The 25590-nt window shown below is 69.9% G+C and carries 22 protein-coding genes; 14 read left to right on the forward strand and 8 right to left on the reverse strand.

The window, feature by feature from the left end; all coding sequences use genetic code 11:
- Positions 1-51: 51 nt before the first annotated feature.
- Positions 52-978, reverse strand: coding sequence for an ABC transporter ATP-binding protein (locus VJT49_RS33300; RefSeq protein ID WP_324168960.1), 927 nt, complete (start codon positions 976-978; stop codon positions 52-54).
- Positions 979-989: 11 nt separating this feature from the next.
- Positions 990-2585, reverse strand: a complete 1596-nt coding sequence (gene mptB, locus VJT49_RS33305) for a polyprenol phosphomannose-dependent alpha 1,6 mannosyltransferase MptB (RefSeq protein WP_414636139.1) — start codon at positions 2583-2585, stop codon at positions 990-992.
- Between the two features lie 137 nt (positions 2586-2722).
- Between mptB and VJT49_RS33310 the strand changes: the two genes are divergently transcribed.
- The 11 genes from VJT49_RS33310 to VJT49_RS33360 all read left to right on the forward strand — a co-directional run bounded on the left by VJT49_RS33310 (position 2723) and on the right by VJT49_RS33360 (position 14132).
- Positions 2723-3454, forward strand: a complete 732-nt coding sequence (locus VJT49_RS33310) for a helix-turn-helix transcriptional regulator (protein ID WP_324168961.1) — start codon at positions 2723-2725, stop codon at positions 3452-3454.
- Positions 3451-4935: a Fe-S cluster assembly protein SufB gene (gene sufB / locus VJT49_RS33315; RefSeq protein ID WP_324168962.1), complete on the forward strand. Its 1485-nt coding sequence runs from the start codon at positions 3451-3453 to the stop codon at positions 4933-4935. Before VJT49_RS33310 ends, sufB begins: the two co-directional genes overlap by 4 nt.
- Before the next feature lies 1 nt (position 4936).
- Positions 4937-6100 carry a Fe-S cluster assembly protein SufD gene (sufD, locus tag VJT49_RS33320; protein ID WP_324168963.1) on the forward strand — a complete coding sequence of 388 codons (1164 nt, stop codon included), beginning with the start codon at positions 4937-4939 and terminating at the stop codon, positions 6098-6100.
- A gap of 26 nt (positions 6101-6126) precedes the next feature.
- Positions 6127-6906, forward strand: a complete 780-nt coding sequence (gene sufC, locus VJT49_RS33325) for a Fe-S cluster assembly ATPase SufC (protein ID WP_324168964.1) — start codon at positions 6127-6129, stop codon at positions 6904-6906.
- Between the two features lie 160 nt (positions 6907-7066).
- On the forward strand, positions 7067-8311 hold the full coding sequence (locus tag VJT49_RS33330; RefSeq protein ID WP_324168965.1) for a cysteine desulfurase: 1245 nt from the start codon (positions 7067-7069) through the stop codon (positions 8309-8311).
- Positions 8311-8760 (forward strand): Fe-S cluster assembly sulfur transfer protein SufU, encoded by a 450-nt coding sequence (gene sufU, locus VJT49_RS33335; protein ID WP_324168966.1) that lies wholly within the window; start codon positions 8311-8313, stop codon positions 8758-8760. The genes VJT49_RS33330 and sufU overlap by 1 nt, the downstream gene beginning before the upstream one ends.
- The gene (locus tag VJT49_RS33340; RefSeq protein ID WP_324168967.1) at positions 8757-9146 is read left to right on the forward strand and encodes a metal-sulfur cluster assembly factor; all 390 of its coding nucleotides are present in this window, start codon (positions 8757-8759) and stop codon (positions 9144-9146) included. The genes sufU and VJT49_RS33340 overlap by 4 nt, the downstream gene beginning before the upstream one ends.
- A gap of 494 nt (positions 9147-9640) precedes the next feature.
- Complete coding sequence (locus tag VJT49_RS33345) at positions 9641-11197, forward strand: dGTP triphosphohydrolase (protein ID WP_324168968.1); 1557 nt, start codon at positions 9641-9643, stop codon at positions 11195-11197.
- Positions 11194-11910, forward strand: a complete 717-nt coding sequence (locus tag VJT49_RS33350; RefSeq protein WP_324168969.1) for an acVLRF1 family peptidyl-tRNA hydrolase — start codon at positions 11194-11196, stop codon at positions 11908-11910. The genes VJT49_RS33345 and VJT49_RS33350 overlap by 4 nt, the downstream gene beginning before the upstream one ends.
- A gap of 120 nt (positions 11911-12030) precedes the next feature.
- Positions 12031-13659, forward strand: a complete 1629-nt coding sequence (locus tag VJT49_RS33355; protein ID WP_324168970.1) for an ABC-F family ATP-binding cassette domain-containing protein — start codon at positions 12031-12033, stop codon at positions 13657-13659.
- 263 nt (positions 13660-13922) lie between these two features.
- The gene (locus VJT49_RS33360) at positions 13923-14132 is read left to right on the forward strand and encodes a helix-turn-helix domain-containing protein (protein WP_005437638.1); all 210 of its coding nucleotides are present in this window, start codon (positions 13923-13925) and stop codon (positions 14130-14132) included.
- On the opposite strand, the gene VJT49_RS33365 is transcribed toward VJT49_RS33360, so the two are convergent.
- Complete coding sequence (locus VJT49_RS33365) at positions 14110-15372, reverse strand: glycosyltransferase 87 family protein (protein WP_324168971.1); 1263 nt, start codon at positions 15370-15372, stop codon at positions 14110-14112. The genes VJT49_RS33360 and VJT49_RS33365 overlap by 23 nt on opposite strands.
- Before the next feature lie 192 nt (positions 15373-15564).
- On the opposite strand from VJT49_RS33365, the gene VJT49_RS33370 reads away from it, so the two are divergent.
- The 3 genes from VJT49_RS33370 (at position 15565) to VJT49_RS33380 (ending at position 19443) form a co-directional block, all read left to right on the forward strand.
- The gene (locus VJT49_RS33370; RefSeq protein ID WP_324168972.1) at positions 15565-17430 is read left to right on the forward strand and encodes an ABC transporter ATP-binding protein; all 1866 of its coding nucleotides are present in this window, start codon (positions 15565-15567) and stop codon (positions 17428-17430) included.
- 49 nt (positions 17431-17479) lie between these two features.
- Complete coding sequence (locus VJT49_RS33375) at positions 17480-18157, forward strand: alpha/beta hydrolase (RefSeq protein WP_324168973.1); 678 nt, start codon at positions 17480-17482, stop codon at positions 18155-18157.
- An 89-nt stretch (positions 18158-18246) separates the two neighbouring features.
- Entirely contained in the window at positions 18247-19443 is a 1197-nt protein-coding gene (locus tag VJT49_RS33380) for an LCP family protein (RefSeq protein WP_324168974.1), read from the forward strand.
- On the opposite strand, the gene VJT49_RS35560 is transcribed toward VJT49_RS33380, so the two are convergent.
- From VJT49_RS35560 to VJT49_RS33405, 5 genes are all read right to left on the reverse strand, one after another.
- Positions 19440-19991, reverse strand: a complete 552-nt coding sequence (locus tag VJT49_RS35560) for a hypothetical protein (RefSeq protein ID WP_414636140.1) — start codon at positions 19989-19991, stop codon at positions 19440-19442. The genes VJT49_RS33380 and VJT49_RS35560 overlap by 4 nt on opposite strands.
- A gap of 481 nt (positions 19992-20472) precedes the next feature.
- Positions 20473-20925 carry a peroxiredoxin gene (locus VJT49_RS33390; protein ID WP_324168975.1) on the reverse strand — a complete coding sequence of 151 codons (453 nt, stop codon included), beginning with the start codon at positions 20923-20925 and terminating at the stop codon, positions 20473-20475.
- A 10-nt stretch (positions 20926-20935) separates the two neighbouring features.
- Entirely contained in the window at positions 20936-22780 is a 1845-nt protein-coding gene (locus VJT49_RS33395) for a diguanylate cyclase domain-containing protein (protein WP_324168976.1), read from the reverse strand.
- Positions 22781-22904: 124 nt separating this feature from the next.
- Positions 22905-24386 carry a cytochrome P450 gene (locus VJT49_RS33400; protein ID WP_324169000.1) on the reverse strand — a complete coding sequence of 494 codons (1482 nt, stop codon included), beginning with the start codon at positions 24384-24386 and terminating at the stop codon, positions 22905-22907.
- Between the two features lie 116 nt (positions 24387-24502).
- Positions 24503-25576: a ribonucleotide-diphosphate reductase subunit beta gene (locus VJT49_RS33405; RefSeq protein ID WP_324168977.1), complete on the reverse strand. Its 1074-nt coding sequence runs from the start codon at positions 25574-25576 to the stop codon at positions 24503-24505.
- Positions 25577-25590 lie beyond the last annotated feature (14 nt).

A 25590-nucleotide genomic window follows, 5' to 3' on the forward strand; every position in this document is an offset into this window, starting at 1 on the left:
CGCGCCTGCCCGCGCCGGGCGCGGGGGCGAAGGTCCCAGGGGCGAACGTCGTCACGACCGCAGCTCCCGTCCGGTCAGTTCGAGGAAGACCTCTTCGAGGTCGCGCTTGCCGACATGCAGTTCCTCGGCCAGTACGCCCTGTTGCGCGCACCAGGCGGTGACCGTGGAGACCACCTGCGGGTTGACCTGCCCGGCAACCCGGTAGCTGCCCGGCGCGGATTCGTGCACCCGGTAGCCCTCGGGCAGGGCGGCCGACAGGAGTTCGGTGTCGAGCCCGGCGCGCGCCTTGAACCGCAACTGGGCGGACTCGCTGTCTTCCGCGGTCAGTGCGCCGGGCGTGCCTTCGGCGATGACGCGGCCGCCGTCGACGATCACCACGTCGTCGGCCAGTGCCTCCGCTTCTTCCATGAGATGCGTGGTGAGCAGGACGCTGACCCCGTCGGCACGCAGGGCGCGCAGCAGGTCCCACACCAGCCGCCGGGCCTGCGGGTCCATTCCCGCCGTCGGCTCGTCGAGGAAGACCAGTTCCGGGCGGCCGACCAGGGCGCAGGCCAGCGACAGCCGCTGCTGCTGCCCGCCGGAAAGCCGCTTGAACGGAGTGCGCCGTGACGAGGTGAGGCCCAGCACGTCCAGCAGCCAGGCCGGGTCCAGCGGGTTCGCGGCACACGCGGCGACCAGCCCGAGCATCTCCCCGGCGTGCACGCCCGGGTAGGCCCCGCCGCCCTGGGGCATCACGCCGACGCGGGGGCGCAGGGCGGCGCCTTCGCGGACCGGGTCGAGGCCGAGGACCCGCACGGATCCGGCGTCCGGGCGCAGGAAGCCTTCGCAGATTTCCACGGTGGTGGTCTTGCCCGCCCCGTTGGGCCCGAGGAGGGCGAGGAGCCGGCCGCGGTCCATCTTCAGATCGAGCCCATCGACGGCGGTCTTCGACCCGTATCGCTTCACCAGCCCGGTGATCTCGACGGCAGGTGTGCTCACGACCGTCAAGACTACGTCCCCCGGCGGAGCAGCAACGGCGCGGTCCGGCGTACCGCGAGCAGTGCGATCGCGATCACGACGATCCCGGCCAGGTAGGCCTGCAGCGGGACGAACGAGCGGCCGTCGAAGGTGCTTCCCGGTGGCGGGGCCAGGAACGCGAGCACGGCGCTGACGAGCATCGCGGCGACCCGGAACCGCGAGGTGCCCGCCGAAGCGGCCAGCGGGATCACCGCCCAGAGCAGCCACCACGGCTGCATCGCCACGTGCAGCATCATGAACGCGCCGAGCGACACGCCCAGCCCGATCATCGGCCGGTACCGCCAGCGGAAGCTGTCCCACAGGAACTTCACGGTGATCAGGCCGGCCACGACCGTCCCGGCGAACTGCAGGATGGTCACCAGCGCGTCGGTGTGGTTTCCCAGGCCGAGTGCGATGCCCAGCACCCCGCCGAGGTTGGCGAGCTCGGCGGTGGGGGAGATCCAGCTCCGGACCAGGCCGGGGGTGCCGAGCGCGCCCACCCAGCCGAAGCCGAGGCCGGTGCCGTAACACAGCGCCACCAGTACCACGGCGAACACGGCCCCCAGGAGCGCGGCGGCGCGCACCAGGTCGGCGATCCGCCCGTGCCAGCGCCGGGCGATCATCACGCCGAAGAACCCGAGCGCGATCATCGCGTTGATCTTCACGGTCGCGGCCAGGGTGATCACGGCCGCGCCCAGCACGATGAACAGGATCTCGCCCCGGGCCAGCGGGGGCGGGGTGTCCCCGGCCACCCTCACCGGCAGCCGCCGGATGCCCAGCTCCAGCCCGGCGAGCATGAGCCCGATGCCGAGCGCCTCGTTGTGCGCCCCGGCGACCAGATGGAACAGCACGAGGGGATTGGCCGCGCCCAGCCACAGCGCGGTCGCGGGCTCGACCCCGAACCGGCGGGCGAGCCGGGGCAGCGCCCAGATGATCAGCACCACGCCACCCAGTTCGACCGCCCGCTGCAGCAGCACTCCCGCAACGACATCGTCGCCGACGATGCCGGAGATCCAGCTGCCCACCTTCAGGAACAGCGGCCCGTACGGGGCCGGGGTCTCCCGCCACATGTTCGACACGCCGCTGGTCAGCGGGTCGCCCACGCCGAGCGCCTGCGCGGGGCCCAGCGAGTAGGGATCCATCCCGCGGTGCACGATCTCGCTCTGGGCGAGATAGCTGTAGACGTCGCGGGAGAACAGCGGGGGAACGAACATCAGCGGCGTCAGCCACATGACCAGGGTCCGGGTCACCTGGGCGCGCGATGCCAGGCGGGCGCGGCGGGGCCGGGCGAAGCGGCCGAGCATCAGCCAGCCGATGACCAGCATGCCCATCCCGGTGAACGCCGTGGCCAGCGAGACCGTGGGAATGCGCGCGAACAGCCGCAGCACGGGGATGTCCTGCACCGGGTTGTGCACCGGCGCCGCCCCTGCGCCCAGCGAACCCAGTGCGAGGAACAGCGCGCCGACCGTGCCGAACCGGCGCACGACGTCCAGCGCGCGAAGTTCCTTCGTGTCCAGCGGATCCACCTGTGGCGTGCGGACCGGGGACGCGACGGCACGCGTTGGAGTGTCGTGCTCGCCAAGACTCACGCTCAGAGAGTATCCGTGTCGCGGACAGGCTCCGTTGAGGGCGGTGGTGGGTGACGGGCGGGCGTATCCGCGTGATGCCGGTCACTCGAAGATCCCCCGTCTTTGCCACGGCCGGGGAAATACGACACACTTATGTTGTGAAAAACAGCGAGGCACCCCGCGTACCGGGGACCGCTGTGCCCGTGCAGGCCACCGCGGAGGGTAGGACCAGGCACGAGGTGGCCAGGCTGCTGCTCGAGGAGGGCCCGATGACCGCGGTGGTCGTCGCGGACCGGCTCGGCATCAGCCCGACCGCCGTGCGCCGGCACCTCGACGCCATGGTGGCCGACGGCGAGGCCGGCACGCGGGACGCGCCCCGGCGCGGACCGCGCGGGCGCGGGCGCCCGGCGAAGCTCTTCCTGCTCACCGAGCAGGGACGGGCCCGCTTCGGGCACGCCTATGACGACTTGGCCGTGTCGGCCATCCGCTTCCTCGCCGAGCACGCGGGGGAGGAAGCGGTACGGGCCTTCGCCGAGCGGCGGGTGGCCAAGCTCGTCGAACCGCACCGGGCGCAGGTCACCGCGCCGGCCGCGGCGGCGCGGCGGGCGGAGGCACTCGCCGCCGCGCTGACCAAGGAAGGCTACGCTGCGTCGACCCGCCAGGTCGGCACCGGCGAGCAGCTGTGCCAGCACCACTGCCCGGTCGCCCACGTGGCAGCTGAGTTCCCGCAGCTGTGCGAGGCGGAGACCGAGGCATTCGCCAGACTGCTCGGCACACACGTGCAGCGGCTGGCGACCATCGCACGTGGTGACGCCGCGTGCACCACCCACGTCCCCGCGGACAGCCCGCGGGGGCACGCACCAACTCCGAAGGATGGAGGAGGCGAATGACTGCCGCTGCCGAGCAGCGCACTCCCGCCACTGCGCCACAGACGTCAGAGCCACAGACGTCAGAGCCCCAGACGTTGAGCCAGGAACAGACGATCGAGTCCCTGGGCAACTACGCGTTCGGTTGGGCCGACTCCGATGCCGCGGGCGCCAGTGCCCGGCGCGGGCTCGACGAGGATGTCGTGGCCGGCATCTCCGCCAAGAAGTCCGAGCCGGAGTGGATGCGCGACGCGCGCCTGAAGGCGCTGAAGCTCTTCCAGCGCAAGCCGATGCCCAACTGGGGCGCGGACCTGTCCGGCATCGACTTCGACAACATCAAGTACTTCGTCCGCTCCACGGAGAAGCAGGCGGCCAGCTGGGACGAACTGCCCGAGGACATCAAGAACACCTACGACAAGCTGGGCATCCCGGAGGCGGAGAAGCAGCGCCTGATCGCCGGGGTCGCCGCGCAGTACGAGTCCGAGGTCGTCTACCACAAGATCCGCGAGGACCTCGAGTCCCAGGGCGTGATCTTCCTGGACACCGACACCGGCCTGCGTGAGCACCCCGAGCTGTTCAAGGAGTACTTCGGCTCGGTGATCCCGGCCGGCGACAACAAGTTCTCCGCGCTGAACACCGCGGTCTGGTCGGGCGGCTCGTTCATCTACGTGCCGAAGGGCGTGCGCGTCGACATCCCGCTGCAGGCCTACTTCCGGATCAACACCGAGAACATGGGCCAGTTCGAGCGGACCCTGATCATCGTCGACGAGGACGCCTACGTGCACTACGTCGAGGGCTGCACCGCGCCGATCTACAAGTCGGACTCGCTGCACTCGGCCGTGGTGGAGATCATCGTGAAAAAGGGCGGCCGCTGCCGCTACACCACGATCCAGAACTGGTCGAACAACGTCTACAACCTGGTGACCAAGCGCGCCAAGGCCGAAGAGGGCGCGACCATGGAGTGGATCGACGGCAACATCGGCTCCAAGGTCACCATGAAGTACCCGTCGGTCTTCCTGATGGGCGAGCACGCCAAGGGCGAGGTGCTGTCGGTCGCGTTCGCCGGGGAGGGCCAGCACCAGGACGCCGGCGCGAAGATGGAGCACCTGGCGCCGCACACCTCCTCGACGATCGTGTCGAAGTCGGTGGCGCGGGGCGGCGGCCGCACCTCCTACCGCGGTCTGGTGCGGGTCGCCAAGCGGGCGCACCACTCGCGTTCGACGGTGAAGTGCGACGCGTTGCTGGTGGACAACATCTCGCGGTCGGACACCTACCCGTACGTGGACATCCGCAACGACGACGTGTCCATGGGCCACGAGGCGACCGTGTCCAAGGTGAGCGAGGACCAGCTGTTCTACCTGATGTCGCGCGGCCTCACCGAGGACGAGGCGATGGCCATGGTGGTGCGCGGGTTCGTCGAGCCGATCGCGCGCGAGCTGCCCATGGAGTACGCGCTGGAACTGAACCGGCTGATCGAGCTGCAGATGGAAGGAGCCGTCGGCTGACATGACGGTGGCTGAAAACACCGCCGCGGCGGCGGAGGCTCGCGTGCCGGCGGTGTCGCGCGCCGAGCGTTTCACCGGCTACGACGTCGAAGCCTTCGAGGTCCCGAGCGGCCGCGAGGAGAACTGGCGGTTCACGCCGATGAAGCGGCTGCGGGGTCTTCACGACGGCACCGCGGTCGCGAGCGGCGAGGTCAAGGTCGATGCCGACGCGGCGCCCGAGGTGCGCGTGGAGACCGTCGACCGCGATGACGACCGCCTCGGGAAGGCGGGCAAGCCGGGCGACCGGATCGCCGCGCAGGCCTACTCGTCGTTCACCTCCGCGACCGTGGTGACGGTGCCGAAGGAGACCAAGGCGTCCAGGCCGACGGTGCTGCGGCTGACCGGACCGGGCGAGGGCAACGTGGCGTTCGGGCACGTCCAGGTGCGCGCCGAGGCCTACGCCGAGGCGGCGATCGTGCTCGACCACGTGGGCTCGGGCACCTACGCCGACAACGTCGAGTTCGTCATCGGCGAGGGCGCCCGGCTGACCGTGGTCAGCGTGCAGGACTGGGCCGACGACGCGGTGCACGTCTCGGAGCAGCACCTGCGCGTCGGCAAGGACGCGACCCTCAAGCACATCGTGGTCACCCTCGGCGGCGATTTGGTACGCGTGTCGCCGACCGCGAGTTTCGCGGACAAGGGCGGGGACGTCGAAATGCTGGGGCTGTACTTCGCCGACGCGGGGCAGCACCAGGAACACCGCCTGTTCGTCGACCACGCGGTCACCAACTGCAAGTCGCGCGTGATGTACAAGGGTGCGCTGCAGGGTGAGGCCGCGCACACCGTCTGGATCGGCGACGTGCTGATCCGCGCCGCGGCCGAAGGCACGGACACCTACGAGCTGAACCGGAACCTGGTGCTGACCGAGGGCGCGCGGGCCGACTCGGTGCCCAACCTGGAGATCGAGACCGGCGAGATCGAAGGCGCCGGGCATGCCAGCGCCACGGGAAGATTCGACGACGAGCAGTTGTTCTACCTGCAGTCGCGCGGGATCGAGGAGGAGACGGCGCGGCGGCTGGTGGTGCGCGGGTTCTTCCACGAGATCCTGATGAAGATCGACATCCCTGAGGTGCGCGAGCGCCTGCAGGCCGCGATCGAGACCGAACTCGAAGCCGTCGGCAGCTGACACACAAAGGACGAGAACGAACAACAATGGCCACTCTGGAAATCAAGGACCTGCGTGCCGGGGTCAAAACGGACGAGGGCGCCGAGTCGTACAAGGAGATCCTCAAGGGCGTCAACCTGACGATCCGCGCCGGTGAGATCCACGCGATCATGGGCCCCAACGGCTCCGGCAAGTCGACGTTGTCCTACGCGATCGCCGGGCACCCGAAGTACGAGGTGACCTCCGGCGAGGTGCTGCTCGACGGCGAGAACGTTCTCGACATGACCGTGGACGAGCGCGCGCGGGCGGGGCTGTTTTTGGCGATGCAGTACCCGGTCGAGGTGCCCGGCGTGTCGATGTCGAACTTCCTGCGCACGGCGGTCACCGCGGTCCGTGGCGAGGCGCCGAAGGTGCGACACTGGGTCAGGGAAGTCAAGGACGAGATGGCCAAGCTGGAGATCTCGCCCGAGTTCGCCGAGCGTAGCGTGAACGAGGGTTTTTCCGGCGGCGAGAAGAAGCGCCACGAGATCCTGCAGCTGGCCCTGCTCAAGCCGAAGATCGCCATCCTGGACGAGACCGACTCGGGCCTGGACGTGGACGCGCTGCGCGTGGTTTCGCAGGGTGTCCACGAGTACACGGCGAACAACGAGGTCGGCGTCATGCTGATCACGCACTACACGCGGATCCTGCGGCACATCAGCCCGGACTTCGTGCACGTGTTCGCCGACGGCCGGATCGTCGAGTCGGGCGGCAAGGAGCTGGCCGACGAACTGGAGGAGAACGGCTACGTCCGCTACTCCGGCAAGGCCGAGCCCGCCTCGGTCTGACCCTTCCTTCCGGACTGACACGTCGAGAGGAGTTGGCGCGGTGACTGAATTCGTCGCCTCACCCGCCGGTAGGGCCGAAACGCGCTCAGTGCCTGTTCCGCCGACATCCGGTGCCGGTCGCGCGGGCACAACGGCCGACACGCCTTTGGATGTCGCTGCCGTGCGCGCCGACTTCCCGATCCTGTCGCGCACGGTGCGCGACGGGAAACCCTTGGTGTACCTGGATTCCGGTGCGACCTCGCAGCGGCCGAAGCAGGTGCTCGACGCCGAGCGGGCCTTCCTGGAGACCTCGAACGCGGCCGTGCACCGCGGCGCCCACCAGCTGGCCGAGGAGGCCACGGACGCCTACGAGCACGCCCGTGCGCGGACCGCGGAGTTCGTCGGCGCCGAACCGGGCGAGCTGGTGTTCACCAAGAACGCCACCGAGGGCATCAACCTGGTCGCCTACGCCATGAGCAACGCGGCCACCGCGGGGCCCGAGGCTTCGCGTTTCGTGGTCGGTCCCGGCGACGAGATCGTGATCACCGCGATGGAGCACCACGCGAACCTCGTGCCGTGGCAGGAGTTGTGCCGGCGCACAGGGGCGACGTTGCGCTGGTTCGACCTCACGCCGGGCGAGTTCCGGCTCGATTTGTCCAACCTGGACGAACTGGTCAACGAGCGGACGAAGCTGGTCGCGTTCGTACATCAGTCGAACGTGCTGGGCACGGTGAACCCGGTCGAGCCGATCGTGCGGCGGGCGCGGGAGGTCGGCGCGCTGACGCTGCTCGACGCGTGCCAGTCGGTGCCGCACTTCGCGGTGGACTTCCACGCGCTCGGCGTGGACTTCGCGGTGTTCTCCGGGCACAAGATGCTGGCCCCGTCCGGCATCGGTGTCCTTTATGGACGGCGCGAGCTGCTCGAGGCGATGCCGCCGTTCCTGACCGGCGGGTCGATGATCGAGCTGGTCACGCTGGAACGCACCACGTTCGCGCCGCCGCCGCAGAAGTTCGAGGCGGGCGTGCCGATGACGTCCCAGGCGGTCGGCCTCGGCGCGGCGGTGGATTACCTGAGCGCGCTGGGCATGGACCGGGTCGCCGCACACGAGCACACGCTCACCGAGGCCGCGCTGGCCGGGCTGGCGAAGGTCGACGGCGTGCGGATCATCGGTCCCGCGGACACCGCCGACCGCGGCGCGACCGTGGCGTTCGTGATCGACGGGGTGCACCCGCACGACGCGGGCCAGGTGCTGGACAGCCTCGGCATCGCGGTGCGGGTCGGGCACCACTGCGCGTGGCCGCTGCACCGGGCGTGCCAGGTGCCCGCGACCGTGCGAGCCACCTTCTACCTCTACAACGAACCGTCCGAAGTGGATGCACTGGTGTACGGTGTCCGTGAGGCGCAGCGGTTCTTCGGGGTGGCGTGATGAATCTGGACTCGATGTACCAGGACATCATCCTGGACCACTACAAGAACCCGCACGGCCGCGGCCTGCGGGAGCCGTTCGACGCCGAGTCGTTCCAGATCAACCCGACCTGCGGCGACGAGATCATCCTGCGGCTCAAGCTCGATGGCGAAAAGGTGTCCGACGTCTCGTACGAGGGGCAGGGCTGCTCGATCAGCCAGGCTTCCGCGTCGGTGCTGACCGACCTCGTCGTCGGCCACACCGTGGACGATGCCGTGGTGACCATGGACGCCTTCGTCGAGCTGATGCAGGGCCGCGGCCAGGTGGAACCGGACGAGGACGTGCTGGAGGACGCCGTCGCGTTCGCGGGCGTGGCGAAGTACCCGGCGCGGGTCAAGTGTGCCCTGCTCGGCTGGATGGCCTTCAAGGACGCGTTGAGCCGTAGCGAGGCGAAACAGGAGACAGTATGACCGAGGACACGCGCGAAGGCCGGACCGCGGCCGACCTGCCGGAGCAAGCCGCGCCGGCGGTGGCCGACGTGGCGAAGGTGGAGGACGTCGAGGAGGCCATGCGGGACGTGGTCGACCCCGAGCTCGGCATCAACGTGGTCGACCTCGGGCTCGTCTACGACATCCGGGTGGAGCCGGACAACACGGCGACCCTGGACATGACCCTGACCTCCGCGGCGTGCCCGCTGACCGACGTCATCGAGGACCAGACCGCGTCGGTGCTCGTGGGGTCGGCCGGCGTCGTCAAGGACTTCCGCATCAACTGGGTGTGGATGCCGCCGTGGGGCCCGGAGAAGATCACCGAGGACGGCCGCGAGCAACTGCGGGCGCTCGGCTTCACGGTTTAACCAACCACCACATTCAGCTGCGGAGCACCGCCGCCGCACTCGGGCCCGTTGGGGTACACGAGCCGCATGCCACACGCGAGTCGGGGTTTCGCGCCGGGCGAGTCGGGCTTTCGTGGCGGGCGAGTCCGGGTTTCGTGGCGGGCGAGTCCGGGTCTGGTGACGTCTCGTATCTCCTTCCGCGCGAGCCGGGTGAGCACGCTGGTGTCAACCAGGTGTGTCAGCGCCATGCCTGCTGTCGATCGTCGAACTCGATGGATCCGAGCGGGTCCAGGGCTGCCTCGATCTCGGTGCTGCGAAATTGTCGAAGAATGCCGGCAACACGGCGGGAGGCAGGTGTCGCGGCACAAGCCGCTCGTAGGGCGGACCAGACCGGCGGCGCCGTACGCGAGCCAGGGGGAGCGGGGCGCGAACGATCTCCTCGCGGTCGTCGGCGGGAATGCCCGCTTTCACCAGGCCGGCTACCGCAGTACCCGGAAGGCTCTACGGTGTAACCCATGGAAAGCGATCTCCGGGCGGCCCGGCGGGACAATGCGGCCGAGGCCGTGTGGCCGGACCTCGTGCGGAACCCGTTTCGCGCCGACCGCGACCGGATCGTGGGGTCCCCGTTCTTCGCGAGGCTGGGCGGCGTGACGCAGGTGGTCAGCGCGGACGGCGCGGGCCTGCTGCACAACCGGCTCACGCACAGCCTCAAGGTCGCACAGGTCGCCAGGGCGATCGCGGAGCGGCTGCTGTCCTCGGTGGACTCCGCGGAGCTGATCGGCAAGCTCGGCGGCCTCGACCCCGACGTCGCCGAAGCCGCGGCGCTGGCACACGACCTCGGGCATCCGCCCTTCGGGCATCTGGGCGAGCAGGTGCTCGACCGGATCGCGCGGCACCGTTTCGGCCTCGCCGACGGGTTCGAGGGCAACGCCCAGACCTTCCGCATCCTGACCACCACCGACGTGCGCGGACCGTCGGCGGTCGGGCTCGATCTCACGGCCGCGGTCCGCGCGGCGGTGCTCAAATACCCGTGGGCGCGCCTGCACCGGCCGGACCCGCACCCGTCGGCCCTGCGCGTGCCGCCCCGCGGCGCGGCCGAACCCGCCGAAGCCCCGGGCACCGGATCGGGCAAGTTCTCCGCCTACACCACCGAACTCGACGATCTCGAGCACGCGCGGGCGCCGTTCGCCGGGCTGGTGGAGCCGTGGCAGCAAACGGTCGAGGCGTCGGTCATGGACACCGCGGACGACATCGCGTACGCCATCCACGATCTCCAGGATTTCCACCGGATCGGTGTCCTGCAGCACGCCCCGGTCGCCGCGGAACTCGGCGAGTGGCTCACGCACGCGGAGAAGCTGGCCGGTCGCGGCACCGCCGAACTGGCCGCCGCAAGCCGGCGGCCCGGGCACGCGCTGGAGCTGCTGCGCCGCCGGATGCACGCCAAGGACTCCTGGATCGTCGATGACGACGCCTTCGCCGACGCGGTCGCGCGGGTGCGCGCCGAACTGGCCGACGGTCTGCTGGCGAGCGCGTTCGACGGCTCGATCGAATCGGAACAGGCCATCGCCGCGTTTTCGGCGCGGTGGACCGCCCGGCTGACCGACGGGGTGGTCGTGCTGCCGTCCCCGACCACCCGGTCCGGGCATGTGACGCTGCGGCCCGCGCAGTGGCACGAGGTGCAGGTGCTCAAGTTCGTGCACAAGCAGTTCGTGCTGCTGCGCCCGGAGCTGGCACTGCACCAGCGCGGGCAGGCCGGCCTGGTGACCACGCTGGTCGACGCGCTGGATTCGTGGCTGGGTGACCGGGACGAGGTCTTCCGGCTGCCGCGCCGGCTGCACGACCTGGTCGAGCTGGCCCACGCGGAGTTCAGCGAGATCGCCAGGCAGGCTCCCCAGCTGCTGGTCGGCGCCACCGGGGAGCCGGTGCATGGCGCGGACGCCGTGCGCGGGCTCGCCCGCGGCCGGGCCGTGATCGACTTCGTGTCCTCGCTGACCGACCGGCAGGCGGTGACCCTGCTCGACGCGCTGTCCGGCAGGTCCTCGCAGCCTTGGTCGGATTCCTTCGTCCTGTGAGCCAGGTTCGCCAGGCGGCCGGGGGCGGGCATGTGGTCGAGGTGCCCCCGGAACGGCTGTCCGGCTGGTTCGATCGCTTCGCCGAGCGGAACGACGGGATCCAGGCGACCACCGCGACGCCGGCCGAGGTCGTGGTGACCGGCCGGAACGGGACGGCCGCGACGGCGACTGTGCCGTTCCCGCCGCTGGACGCAGGGCTCTCCGGAGGCTCGCACTCCCAGGGCACGCTGCCGCCGACGGTGCGGCTGGTGGTGCACGCGCGGCGGCCGCGCCGGATCGGCCTGTTGCTGGTGCGGCTGGGCGCACACAGCGTCGGGATCGCCGACAATGGCAAGGTGATCGCCTCCCGGACCGCCCGGCATCTGGTGCACGGCCGGTCGGCGGCGGGCGGCTGGTCGCAGCACCGGTTCGCGCGCCGCAGGCAGGGCCAGGTGCGCGAGGCCCTGCGTGAAGCGGCCGGCGACGTGCTGGACGTGCTGGTGCCGCGCCTGGCCGAGCTGGACGCGGTCGTGCTCGGGGGAGATCGGCGGGCACTGGGGGAACTTCGCGCTGACCGCCGGCTCGCCGTGGTGTTTTCCCTTGCCACGCCGAGGATTCTGGACCTCGGCGAGCCACGGCGGGTGGTGCTGGCGGAGGCCGCGGAGCGGGCCCGTGCGGTGGAGATCCTCGTGAGACCCGCCACCACAAGAAAATCGCTGGACAGTGATCAGTAGACTGGGTGTCGTGGATATTCAGCTGGAGTAGCCCCGTGTTCCTCCCCGCGCCGATCGTGAGCGCCTGCGAGGATCACAACGTCGAGCTGTCCACGTCCGCCCCCGCCCACGGGAGTTCCCTTGATCACGGCCACCGGCCTTGAGTTGCGCGCGGGTTCGCGCATCCTGCTCGCCGACACCACCCTCCGCGTCCAGCCGGGCGATCGCATCGGCCTGGTGGGGCGCAACGGAGCCGGCAAGACCACTTCGTTGAAGGTGCTCGCCGGCGAGGGCCGGCCCTACGTCGGCGAGGTCCGGCGCGCGGGTGAGCTGGGCTACCTTCCGCAGGATCCACGCGAGGGCGACCTTTCCGTCACCGCGAAGGACCGCGTGCTGTCGGCCCGCGGCCTCGACGCACTGCTGCGCGACATGGAAAAGGCCCAGTCCGAGATGTCGGAGATGGCCGACGATTCCGCGCGGGACAAGGCGATCCGGCGGTACGGACGGCTGGAGGAGCGGTTCGCCTCTCTGGGCGGCTACGCGGCGGAGAGCGAAGCCGCGCGGATCTGTGCGAACCTGGGCCTGGCGGAGCGGGTTCTCGCCCAGCCGTTGCGGACGCTGTCGGGTGGGCAACGGCGGCGCGTCGAGCTGGCGCGGATCCTGTTCGCCGCCTCCGACATGGGTGCCTCGGGCCGGTCGGACACCATCCTGCTGCTGGACGAGCCGACGAACCACCTCGACGCGGACTCGATCAACTGGCTGCGTGGCTTCCTCAAGGCCCACGACGGCGGCCTGGTGGTGATCAGCCACGACGTGGACCTGCTCGCCGAGGTGGTCAACAAGGTCTGGTTCCTCGACGCCACGCGCGCCGAGCTCGACGTCTACAACATGACGTGGCAGCGTTACCTCGACGCCAGGGCGACCGACGAGAAGCGCCGCCGCCGCGAGCGGGCGAACACGGAGAAGAAGGCCGCCGCGCTGCAACAGCAGGCCGCCAAACTCGGCGCCAAGGCGACCAAGGCCGTCGCGGCGAAGAACATGGCGCGCCGGGCCGAGCAGATGCTGGCCGGCCTGGACGAGACCCGCCAGGCGGACAAGGTCGCCAAGATCAAGTTCCCGGCTCCCGCGCCGTGCGGGCGGACTCCGCTGACCGCGACGGGACTGTCCAAATCGTACGGTTCACTGGAGATCTTCACCGGGGTCGATCTCGCGATCGATCGCGGTTCGAAGGTCGTCGTGCTCGGGCTGAACGGCGCGGGCAAGACGACCCTGCTGCGCCTGCTGTGCGGAATGGAGTCTCCCGACACCGGCGAAGTGGTCGCCGGGCACGGGCTCCGCCTCGGTTACTACGCGCAGGAGCACGAGACGCTGGATCACGACGCGAGCGTGTGGGACAATATCCGGCATCTCGCGCCCGACACCGGTGCCCAGGAGTTGCGGAACCTGCTCGGCTCGTTCCTGTTCACCGGCGAGCAGTTGGATCAGTTCGCCGGAACGCTGTCCGGCGGTGAGAAGACCCGGTTGGCGTTGGCGGGCCTGGTCTCCAGTGCGGCCAACGTGTTGCTGCTGGACGAACCGACGAACAACCTCGACCCGGCCAGCCGGGCACAGGTGCTGGACGCGTTGCGCAGCTACCGCGGCGCGGTCGTCCTGGTGACGCACGATCCGGGAGCCGTGGAGGCGCTGGAGCCGGAGCGGGTGATCCTGCTGCCGGACGGCACCGAGGACCATTGGTCGGCCGATTACCTCGAGCTGGTCCAGTTGGCGTGACGCGGGAAACCGTGATGGTGTGGTGGCGCACTGGCCATCTGGTCAATTCGGGCGCGACGTGCCGACAAGACGGTGGTTGACCGTCGTCAAAGGAAGATCTTCGTTAGTTGTTGTAGGCAACCATACCGGAATGGCCCAATATCACGTCCGTGGGGCACTATTTTGCCCCGCCGTCTGGCATTCCGGCTCCAGGTGTTCGATCATTGCCACATGAAGGGCCGGACGGCCTGCCAAGCCCACTGTCTGGAGGAAGGCGGATCGACGTGGCTGACCTGAAGAAGGGCGCGCGGATCACCGGCAACACGCGCGACAAGCTAGCCGCTGACCTGAAGAAGAAATACGAGAAGGGTGCCAGTATTCGCGCCTTGGCCGAGTCCACGGGACGCTCGTACGGTTTCGTGCACCGCGTCCTTTCGGAATCGGGAGTTCAGTTGCGCGGGCGCGGTGGCGCTACCCGCGTGAAGAAGAAGTAGGAGTGAGGGCCTCTGCCCTGCGGAAGCACAACATCGCGCCGAGCAGCACGAGCGGGTACACCAGGTATCCGAACCGCGTGGCCGGCGTGAGGAGCGTGAACGCGCCCAGGCCGACGGCGATGCGCATCATCGCGTCCGAACCCGTTACGGGCGGGCGGCGCAGCAGCCAGATCGCGATGGCGATCGCGGCCGCGCCGAGCAGGACGAAGGCGATGGCCCGCCCGGCCGGCCCGGTGCTGGCGATCAAATAGCCCGGCAGCGGGCTGGCGGCGGGCGAAGTGACCGCACCGAGTCCGGCCGGGAACCGGATGACGTGCTCGACGAAGGCGCGCGGGTTCACCAGCAGCACGGGAACGTTGAGCAGCGCGACCGCGAGCAGCACGGTCGCGGTGAACGAACTCTCCGCGCGCCTGCCGAGCCGGGCGAAAACGAGGACTGCCAGCACCGCCACCGCGGGCAGCACGATCATCTTCGCGCTCACCACGACCGCGAACATGATGCCCGACGCGACCGGGCGATCGCGGGCCGCCAGCGCGCCGGCGACCAGGAGCAGGCCCACGATCGCGAGGTCCGGCCCGGCGACCGCCCAGGTCAGCGCGGTCAGCGGGCAGGCGACGGCCAGTTGCGCCGCGCGGACGGGGATCCGTGGGAAGCCGGCCAGCTTGAGGGTGAACCACACACAGACGCAGGCGGTCAGGGCGAACATCAGCCGTGCGTCGGTGAGCGCGTTGGTCACCGGTGTGCCGCCGAACAGTGCGCGCGGCAGGCCGAACAGCGCCATCACCGGGCCGTAGGGGGTGTAGTCGTTGACCTCCGGCGCCCGGCCCAGTGTCGTGATGTCGACGTAGGGCGTGCCGTGGTGCAGGAGCAGGCTCGCCGAGCGCTCGATCACCCACACCTCGGGCTGGGCGCTCCACGAGAACGGGGTGATGAGCCAGTCCACCCCGGTCAGCCGGCGGACGACGAGCACCGCCAGTGGCACGAGCATGGCGAACACGCCGATCGCGGCCAGTGGCAACCAGCGTGACCCCGCTTTGGGCGCCTTGATCAGCCAGCACGTGCAGGCCAGCGCCAGGCCGTAGCCGACGGCGGCGAACGAGCCCCAGATCCGGAAGCCGTAGAACTCGGAGGTGAAGGCGGCGGCGATCGCGTAGGCCAGGCAGGCGAGGTAGAAAGCGAGGTCGACCGCCAGCGGCGAGAGGGTGCGCGCAGCGAGAACACCCTTTGCCTCCACACCCATGACCGGCAAGATTACCGGGGAGCGTCCTCCGGGGGCAAAGCCCCCGGAGGACGCCCGGGGGCAAGCCTCCGGACCCCTTGCGAAATACTCTCCCTGACCGGGAAGAAATCGGTGGATCATCCTGTTGTCCAGGGCGTATGCGAACTAAACCTTGAGTAATGTACAGGCTTTTGGGGAAGGGTGGGAGGGACCGTGGACAACACGTGGTCGCTGATGGTCTCGGCGATGCGCAGCGCGGACGCGCCCAAGGGGCTCACGCCGGGCACCCTCCGGCGCGTCGCCCGGTTCGCCAGACCGTACTGGGGGAGCCTGGCCGTTTTCCTGGTGCTGACCGTCATCTCGGCGGTGATCGCGGTGACCACGCCGGTGCTCGCCGGTAAGGTCGTCGACAGCATCGTGGGCGGCCGTGACGCGCGTGTGGTGGTCGTCCTGGCGCTGGTCGTCGCGGGGCTGGCCGTCGCCGACGCCGCGTTCGGGCTCGTGGAGCGCTGGCAGTCGGCCCGGATCGGCGAAAGCCTGATCCTGGATTTGCGCCGCGAGGTGTTCGAGCACGTGCAGCGGATGCCGATCGCGTTCTTCACGCGGACCCGCACCGGAGCGCTGGTCAGCCGGCTGAACAACGACGTGATCGGCGCTCAGCGCACGTTCACCGCGACGCTGTCCGGCCTGGTGACCAACGTGATCCAGCTCGCGCTCTCGCTCGTGGTGATGATGACCCTGTCCTGGCAGGTAACGCTGCTGGCATTGGTCCTGCTGCCGGTGTTCGTGCTGCCCGCCCGCCGGCTCGGCCGGCGGATGGCCGACCTGCAACGGGAATCCGCGCAGCTCAACGCGGGCATGACCACGCAGATGACCGAGCGGTTCTCCGCGCCCGGCGCAACCCTGGTCAAGCTGTTCGGCAGGCCGCGGCTGGAGGCCGGCGAGTTCGGCCGCCGGGCGGCGCGGGTGCGGGACATCGGCGTGCGCACGGCGATGCTCACCCGGTGGTTCATGACCAGCCTCACCCTGGTGTCGGCGCTGGCGCAGGCGCTGGTGTACGGCCTGGGCGGATGGCTGGCCATCACCGGTCGGCTCGCGCCGGGCACGGTGGTGGCGCTGGCCCTGCTGCTCACGCGGCTCTACAGCCCGCTGACCGCGCTGGCGAACGTGCGGGTGGACGTGATGACCGCGCTGGTGTCCTTCGAGCGGGTCTTCGAGGTGCTCGACCTCGACCCTATGATCACGGAGAAGCCGGACGCGCGCCAGGTTCCCGAAGGCGGGGTCTCGGTCGAGTTCGACGACGTGCGCTTCGGCTACCCGGCACCTGAGGAGTACTCGCTCGCCTCGCTCGAGGAAGTGTCTACTTTGGATGCCCGCGGTGGGGACGAGGTCCTGCACGAAATCAGCTTCCGTGCCGAGCCGGGGCAGATGGTCGCGTTGGTGGGCTCGTCCGGCGCGGGCAAGTCCACCATCGCGTCACTGCTCCCGCGGCTCTACGACGTCGACTCCGGCGCCGTCCGGCTGTCCGATGTGGACGTTCGGGAGCTGAGTTTCGCCGCGCTCAGGGACACGGTCGGCGTGGTGACCCAGGACGGTCACCTCTTCCACGACACCATTGCCGCCAACCTCGAATACGCGCGGCCCGGTGCCGGCGAGGACGAGATCTGGGACGCGCTGGAGCGGGCGCGGCTGGCCGGCCTGGTGCGCTCGCTGCCGGACGGGCTCGACACACTGGTGGGGGAGCGCGGCTACCGGCTCTCCGGCGGGGAACGCCAGCGGTTGACCATCGCCCGCCTCCTGCTCGCCCAGCCGCGGGTGATCGTGCTCGACGAGGCCACCGCGCATCTGGACTCCGAGTCCGAGGCGGCGGTCGGCGAGGCGCTGTCGCATGCGCTGTCCGGCCGCACCGCGCTGGTCATCGCACACCGGTTGTCCACCGTCCGCGCCGCCGATGAGATCCTCGTCGTGGAGTCCGGCCGGATCGTGGAGCGCGGCACACACGAAACCCTCCTCGCCGCGGGCGGCCGCTACGCCGAGCTCTATCACACCCAGTTCGCCGACGAACCCGCCGCGGCATGAATCCGGGGGTCTGGGGGCCGCCCCCCAGACAGCAAGGTAGGACGATCTCGTGAAGAGATCGCCGAAAATACTGACCTGGCGGGCGAAGGGTCCCGTGCGTGCGGTGGTCCTGGTCCTGCACGGCGGGGCGGAGGCCGGGCTCGGCTGGGTGAGTCCGTGGAACCTGCCGTACCGGCGTATGCGGGCGCTGGCCAGGGGGATCCGGCGGGCGGTGACGCGGCACGGAGTCGAGGTGCGGCTGCTGCGCAACCGGGTCCTCGGCTGGAACGAACCCGCGCTGCACCCGATCGCCGACGCGCGCTGGGCACTGGAACAGATCCGTGACGACTGGCCGGGGGTGCGGATCCTGCTGGTCGGGCATTCCATGGGCGGCCGCGTCGCGCTGCGCGTCGCCGACGACCCGGCGGTGACGGGGGTCTTCGCGCTCGCACCGTGGACACCGAGGGGCGAGGCCGTGGAGCCGGTACGGGGACGTGACGTGATGATCGCGCACGGTTCCCTCGACCTGAGGACCAGCCCGGCCGAGTCCTACGCCTACGCGCGGCGGGCGGAATCCCAGGCGGCTCGCATCGTGCGGTTCCAGGTGCTGGCCGAGGGTCACGCGATGCTCGTCCGATCCCGCACGTGGACCCGGCTGGTCCGCCGCTTCGTTCTGGACGGGGCCGGCGTCGAACCCGCCCGCGCCTGGGCGGCGGGCCCCGGTCGACGGCTCCGCCAGCGCGTCTAGCAACCGTTCCGGGAGTTGGGCGTCCTAGGTGACGAGGTCTACGGTTCACTGGAACCCGCAGACCTCTCGATCGGGGAACGGTGAGCGCGATGAGCTACGGCGGTGACTACGGCGGTTATCCCGGCCGAGGGCGGCCGCAGCCGAGAGGCCCGAGGCAGCACCAGCCGGCGCAGGCGCTCCCGCTGCCCGGCAGGGAAGCCGCCCACCCTGGTGCTGCCCGCCCGGCCGCCTCGCCCCGTACCAGGGCTTTGCCGGTCCAGCCGCGGCCCGAGCCCGGTCCGTACGAGGAGGAGCCGCCACCCTCCGCGCCGCCGCGCCCGCGGCGGCGGCGCCGGTTCGGTGCCGGCAAGATCCTGCTGTCGCTGGTCGTGCTGTTCGTGGTGTTCCTCGCCGGGGTGTGGATCTACCTGGACACCTCGATCAACCGCACGGAGGCGTTCGCGAACCTCTCGAACCGGCCCGCGGCGGCGGCCGGCACGAACTGGCTCATCGTCGGCTCGGACAGCCGGGACGGGCTCACCCCGGAGCAGGAGCAGAAGCTCGCGACCGGCGACGTCGCGGCGGCAGGCGGCGGCAAGCGCACCGACACGATCATGATCGCGCACCTGCCGGACAACAGCACCAAGCCGACCCTGCTCAGCCTGCCGCGTGACTCCCAGGTCACGATTCCCGGCCATGGCAAGAACAAGATCAACGCCGCGTTCTCGATCGGCGGGGCGCCGCTGCTGGTGCAGACCGTGGAGCAGGCCACCGGCCTGCACATCGACCACTACGCCGAGATCGGGTTCGGCGGCTTCGCCAACATCGTGGACGCGATCGGTGGCGTGGACATGTGCATCGACAAGCAGATGCACGACGACTTCACGAACATCACCATCCCGGCGGGATGCCAGACGCTGGACGGCGCGCACGCGCTGGGCTTCGTGCGCATGCGGCACAGCGACGCCACCCCGCGCTCCGATCTGGACCGCGTGGAGAACCAGCGCAAGTTCATGGGCGCGCTGGCGGGCCAGATCGCCAGCCCCGGCGCGCTGCTCAACCCGTTCCACCTGTTCCCGCTGCTGTCGTCCGCACCGGACGCGCTGACCATGGACTCCGGTGACCACCTGCAGAACCTGCTCGCCCTCGGATGGGCACTGCGTGGCATCTCCTCCGGCGGCTTGGTCACCACCACCGTCCCGGTGACCTCGGGGTCGGCGGAGAACTGGGACAAGGCCAAGTCGCAGCAACTGTTCGCCGCCCTGCGGAACGACACGGACATCCCGCAGAGCGCGATCTACAACTAGGGATTGCGGGAGTCCCACCAGGCGAGCACTCGTGCCCCGAACAGAGTCAGCCATTTCGATGGCTGCCCGGCCGGAGCGTCGATTTCGAACCACACCCGCCCGGGGTGCCGGCGGACCTGGAGCCAGGTGCCGTCCGGCTGCCCGGCGGCACGGATCAGCTCGATCGCGTCAGCCATGCGCGGGTCCGGCGCCGCGCCGACGAACAGTGCCGCCTGGCGGAAGTACTCGGCCGCGTTGAGCACGTTGTAGAACCAGCGGAACGGGTAGGCGAAGCGGTCCACCCACGGCGCCACCGGCTCGCCTGTCGAGAGCCGGCGGAAGAGCCCGCGGCGCAGGAGGTACTCCTCGCCGGAGCGCCGGGCACCGCGCGTCGCGTCCGTGCCCCCGGTCGCGATGTCGTAGGCGAGCAGTCCCTTGAGGGAGTTGAGCGTCGAGTGGAACGACGATCGCGTCGAGCCCTCGATCCACTCGCAGTTCCAGCCGCCGTCGGGCAGCCGGTGCGCGATGAACCAGTCGATGATGCCGGTGATGTCGGCGCCGAGCCACAACCCGTTCGCGACCGTCCAGGCGTTGATGCAGCAGTCGACCTCGCCACCCCAGTACGGCAGGTTGTCGTACTCCCAGCGACTGTTCTCGGCGAGGAGCTCGGCCGTGCGGCGTTCGCGGAGGACAGCGGAGTCGAGGCCCCACTCTCGTAGCGAGTTGAGTGTCCACGTCGTCGCCGTCCAGGGCTGCCCGGCATCCTTTGCCGCTTCAGGATCGTGAGAGTCGAAGTCCGAGGGGAAGAACGCGCCGCCCGCCCACTGGCCGTCCGGGTCCTGGAGCGCGAGGAGGCGCGCGCCGAAGCCCTCGGTCGCGATTCTGGCCCGCGTTGCTTGCCAAACCTCGGGTGGTTCCCCACGAGATCGCGCTCGACCTGCCAGCGCAACGCCGGATCAGAGTCGGCCAGCCACGGGATCAGGGCGCTGATCACACCGCGCGACTCTAGCCGGAGATTTCGCGGAGCGGCAAGGTTTTCAGAGCCAGGTGCTAGCTCTGGGACCTGAGAACCGCCAAGGCCTTGTCGGCGTGCACCGCCATGCGGAGCTCGCTGGCGATCACTTCCAGGATGCGGCGGTCGGTGCCGATGACGAAGGTCTGCCTGCGGGTCAGCAGCGGGCCGAATCGGCGCCGCACACCGAACTGGGTGGCGACCGTCCCGTCGGGGTCGGACAGCAGCGGGTAGTCGAAGCCGTTCCGGGCCGAGAACTCCTGCTGCTTGGCCACCGGATCCGGGCTGATGCCCACGCGCCGCGCGCCGACCTCGGCGAACTCCTTGGCCAGGTCGCGGAAGTGACAGCTTTCGGCGGTGCACCCGGCGGTCATCGCGGCCGGGTAGAAGAAGAGCACGACGGGACCCGCCGCGAGGAACTCCGACAGTGAGCGCTGCTCACCCCGGTCGTCGAGCAGGGTGAAATCCGGTGCCAGGTCCCCTTTTTTCATGAGCGACAGCTTAGTTCGTGTGGCGCTCGATGAACTCGTCGATCTCGTCATCGTCGCAGGAGCCGGCGAAGGGGCCACGGGCCGCCTGCACCCCGTGCTTGCACAGCCGTTCGGCGTGCTCGGCGGAGCGGACGTTCGCGGCACCGACGAACAGGTTCAGCTCGCGGGCCCGGGCGAGGAGGTGGCACAGGTGCCGGGCAGCGGGCTCTTCCTCGCCCTCGGCCAGCGCGTCGATCACCCCGCCGTCGAGCGCGATGTAGCCGACCGGGAGGTCGTGGCGCGCGATCAGCTCCAGATCGGCCGAGCCGGTGACGGTGAGCGCCGGCTTCGCACCCAGTTCGGCCAGCAGGATCAGGGAGTCCAGCACCTCGCCGTCACGGTCGACGAACGTGGTGGGCTCGATGCACAGCCGCAGCACGCTCGCCGGCAGTTCGTGCCGGCCGAGCTGCTCGCGGATCAGCTTCACCAGATCGGGGTCGCTGGCCAGCCGGTAGGGCAGCCGGATACAGATGTCGGGCGCCTTGTCACCGAACTTCTGGTGCCAGCGGGCCGCCGAGCCGAGCGCCTCGGAGAGCAGCCACTTCCCCAGGGGCATGGTCATGCCGGTGGTCTCGACCAGCTGGTAGAACCGGCAGGTGTCCAGTTCGCCCAGTTCGGGGTGCCGCCACACCAGCCCGGCGGTCACCGAGGAGAGCCCGCCCGGCTCGCCGAGGTCCACCATCGGGTGGTAGACGAGGTCGAACTGCCCGTGCTCCAGCGCGCCCGCGATCTCGGCGCCGAGCCGGTAGCGGGCCCGGTCGATCGCGTCGCGTTCCGGATCGAACAGCATCCACTGTGCCCGCCCGGCCTCCTTCGCGCGGTGCAGCGCCAGTTCCGCGGCGCGGCGCAGCTCCTCCGGGCCGCCTTCGGACACGCCGCGCACCACGATGCCCGCGCTGGCACTGACCCCGACCCCCTGCTCACCGAAGAAGATCGGCTCGCCGAGATCCTCCATCGCCCGGTCGAGGAGTCCGGTCACCTCGCTGCGAGTGAGCCTGCCGCGGAGCAGGATGCCGAAGCCGTCCCCGGACAGGCGGGCGACCAGGGCCTGGTGCGAGGTGAAAACGGCCCGGAGCTTGCCCGCCACGCCCTTGAGCACCTTGTCGCCGATGCCGGTGCCGAGCCCGTCGTTGATCACCCGGAACCCGTCGAGGTCGAGGTAGATCAGCGCGACCTGGTCGCGGGCGGTCGGGCTGAGTGCGTTCTCCAGCATGGTGTGGAACCGGGAGGCGTTGGACAGCCCGGTCAGGGGGTCGTGCCCGCTCTGGTGCCGCAGCGTCTCCTGGAGCGTGTGGAGATCATTCGCGTCCACCGCCATCAGCACGGGGAACGTGATACGGGGCCGGTCACCCGGCAGGCGGGCGAGGGTGATTTCGGCCCAGACGGCCGCGTCGTCGGAGTGGGTGAGCTGGACCCGCTGGCGGACGTGCTCGGCTTCGGTTTCGGCGAGCTCGGCCAGCCCGTCGGCCAGCTGCTGCCTGTCGCGGTCGCCGAAGCCGAGATCGACGAAGGTACGGCCGTGAAGCTGTTCGGACCGGTACTCGAGGAACCGCGCCATCGCCGGGTTGACCTCGATGATCGTGCCGTCCTGGTCGGCCAGGGCGATCCCGATCGGTGAGGCTGTGTACAGCGCGCTGAACCGCTTGGCCGCCGCTTCCCGTGTGGCTTCGACGGAGGCGACCGCTTCCTGCGCAAGCTCGCCCAGAATTTCCTCCAGCCGCGAGGACGTAAGCGCCACGCCCTCCGTTCCGGCCAGCCTCGCCGCCCAGCGGTGGACGATGGCCGCCAACCCGGCGGGGTCACCAGGCTCGGCCACGTCTCACCTCTTCTCTTCACGAACGGACTTTCCGGTCAGGCCGGCGCCCGTGCGGGTGCCGCCCCCAGCTCGGTCTGACCGGCGGCTGTACCGGCTGAACGAGTGATCAACAGTGTAGAGGTGATCACACTTGGTGAAAACCCCGGCTACCGCGGTAGACCGCGGCCAGCTGAACGGGGAGTCCGTCGACGGGGACCGGAAGTGACACATAGTCCCATCGGATCCGGTACGTACCGGGCACCGACCAGCGCCAGGTCCGCAGCATCTCGTGCAGCAGCGCCTTCACCTCGAACATGCCGAAGTACAGGCCGACGCACTTGTGCGCGCCGCCGCCGAAAGGCATCCACGCGTACCGGTGGGACTTGTCCTCGCGCCGGCCCTCGGCGAAGCGCCCGGGATCGAACCGGCGTGGCGCGGTCCAGTACTCCGGCGCGTAGTGGTTGACGTTGGGGGAGACGCTCACCAGGGTGCCCGCCGGGAGGTAGTGGCCCAGCACCTCGGTGTCGGTCACCGCGCGGCGGGCCAGGGACGGCACCGGGGCGGTCAGCCGCAGCGACTCCTTGATCACCAGGTCGAGGGTTTCCAGGCGGTTGAGCGCGTCGAGGCCGGGCAGGTCGTCGCTGAGCGCCAGGGACTCCTCCCGGGCGCGCTCCTGCCACTCCGGATGCTTGGCGAGGTGGTAGGCGGCGGCCGTGCTGGTGATCGTCGTGGTTTCGTGCGCGGCCATCATCACGAAGATCATGTGGTTGACCACGTCGTCGTCGCTGAACCGCTCGCCGTCGTCTCCGGCGGCCTGGCACAGCGCGGAGAACAGGTCGTCACCCCCGGCGCTCCGCTTGGCCGGCAGGTTCGCCCGGAAGTAGCGCTCCAGCAGCCGGCGGCCGGCCAGCCCCGCCGCCCACCGGCCGCCCGGCACCGGGAACCGGACGAGCGCGGTCGGCGCCCGCACCGAGTCGACGAACGCGCGGTTGATCGCGGCGGCACCGGCGCTGCTGCGCATGCCCATGAACACCTGGGTCGCCACGTCCAGGGTCAGCCCCTTGAGCGCCCAGTACAGCCGCGGGCGGCCGGACCAGCCGGCGACCCTCTCGCGCAGCACCGGGCCGAACTGGCGGACGTACCCGGCGAGCCGGTCGCGGGTGAACGCCTCCTGCATGATCCGGCGATGCAGGTGATGCTCCTCGAAGTCGAGCAGCATCAGCCCACGGTGGAAGAAGGCGTCCAGGAAGTGGCGCCAGCCGTCCTGCGAGAACGCCTTGTCCTTGTTGACCAGGGCGACCTGGGTCGCGTCCGGGCCGCCCAGCAGCACGAACCGCTGTCCGAAGGCGCCCACCCACGACACCGGTCCGTACTTTTCGTAACGGCTCAGCGCGAAGTCGACACCGAAGCGCATCGAATCCAGGGTGTGGCCGACGAGCGGCGCCCCCGCGTCACCGAGCACGGGTTTGAGCCCGCTGCCCGGCGGGGGCGGGGCGAGTTCGCGGACCGGCCACCGCTGGTTGAGCAGGCGCCGGTCCACGGCCCTGGGCAGGGGGATCGAGGTCAACGGTGGAAAAGGGGGTCCGAGGGCTTGCCCCCAGGCGGGGTCCGGGGGCCGTACCCGCAGAAAGCCCAGGTCTTTGATCGTCACGAGGCCCTCCCGCCAGGTCGGTGCTCCCAGGCCACCACAGACGCATCCGGTGCGGCAAGGGGCCGCTCGCCGCACCGGATGTCTCCCCGGGTTCAGTCCCAGTCGAGGGCGGCGCCGCTCTGGTACTCGATGACGCGGGTCTCGAAGAAGTTCTTCTCCTTCTTCAGGTCCATCGCCTCCGACATCCACGGGAACGGGTTCTCCGGCTCGCCGAAGATCGGTTCCAGGCCGATCTGCTGGGCGCGGCGATCGGTGATGAAGTGCAGGTACTGCGCGCACAGCGGCGCCGAGAGCCCGAGCATGCCCCGCGGCATGGTGTCGCGGGCATAGGCCACCTCCAGCTCACAGGCCTCGGTGAGCATGCCGCGCATTTCCGCCTGGAACTCCGGCGTCCACAGGTGCGGGTTCTCGATCTTGATCTGGTTGATGCAGTCGATGCCGAAGTTCAGGTGGATCGACTCGTCGCGCAGGATGTACTGGTACTGCTCGGCGATGCCCACCATCTTGTTGCGCCGCCCCAGCGACAGGATCTGTGCGAACCCGGTGTAGAACCACATGCCTTCGAACACCACGTAGAAGGCGATCAGATCCCGCAGGAAGTTCTGGTCGGCCTCCGGCGTGCCCGTCTCGAAGTCCGGGTTCTCCAAATTCCGTGTGTACTTCAGTGCCCACGCGTCCTTGTCGGCGATCGAGGGCACCTCGCGGTACATGTTGAACAGCTCGCCCTCGACCAGGCCAAGGCTTTCGCAGATGTACTGGAAGGTGTGCGTGTGCACGGCCTCCTCGAACGCCTGGCGCAGCAGGTACTGGCGGCACTCCGGGTTGGTGATGTGGCGGTACACCGCGAGCACGATGTTGTTCGCCACCAGCGACTCCGCCGTCGCGAAGAAACCGAGGTTGCGCTTGAGCATCTGGCGCTCGTCGTCGGTGAGCCCGTCACGCGACTTCCACAGCGCGATGTCGGCCTGCATGCCGACCTCGGTGGGCATCCAGTGGTTGTTGCAGGCCGCGAGGTACTTTTCCCAGGCCCAGCGGTACTTCAGCGGCAGCAGCTGGTTCACGTCGGCGCGCGCGTTGATCATCGCCTTGTCATCGACGTTGACCCTGGCCGCGCCCCGGTCGATCTCGCCGAGGCCGGTGGTGTCGATGGCTTCGATGTTGGTCACGGTAATTCCCTGAG

The organism is Amycolatopsis sp. (assembly GCF_035276945.1).
Taxonomy (GTDB): domain Bacteria; phylum Actinomycetota; class Actinomycetes; order Mycobacteriales; family Pseudonocardiaceae; genus Amycolatopsis_E.

Excerpts from the sequence above, each read along its gene's own strand:
- VJT49_RS33340 (WP_324168967.1), top strand. The coding sequence starts at position 8,757 with ATGACCGAGGACACGCGCGAAGGCCGGACCGCGGCCGACCTGCCGGAG.
- VJT49_RS33345 (WP_324168968.1), top strand. The coding sequence starts at position 9,641 with ATGGAAAGCGATCTCCGGGCGGCCCGGCGGGACAATGCGGCCGAGGCC.
- sufC (WP_324168964.1), top strand. The coding sequence starts at position 6,127 with ATGGCCACTCTGGAAATCAAGGACCTGCGTGCCGGGGTCAAAACGGAC.
- VJT49_RS33365 (WP_324168971.1), bottom strand. The coding sequence starts at position 15,372 with ATGGGTGTGGAGGCAAAGGGTGTTCTCGCTGCGCGCACCCTCTCGCCG.
- sufB (WP_324168962.1), top strand. The coding sequence starts at position 3,451 with ATGACTGCCGCTGCCGAGCAGCGCACTCCCGCCACTGCGCCACAGACG.
- VJT49_RS33390 (WP_324168975.1), bottom strand. The coding sequence starts at position 20,925 with ATGAAAAAAGGGGACCTGGCACCGGATTTCACCCTGCTCGACGACCGG.
- sufD (WP_324168963.1), top strand. The coding sequence starts at position 4,937 with ATGACGGTGGCTGAAAACACCGCCGCGGCGGCGGAGGCTCGCGTGCCG.
- sufU (WP_324168966.1), top strand. The coding sequence starts at position 8,311 with ATGAATCTGGACTCGATGTACCAGGACATCATCCTGGACCACTACAAG.
- VJT49_RS33380 (WP_324168974.1), top strand. The coding sequence starts at position 18,247 with ATGAGCTACGGCGGTGACTACGGCGGTTATCCCGGCCGAGGGCGGCCG.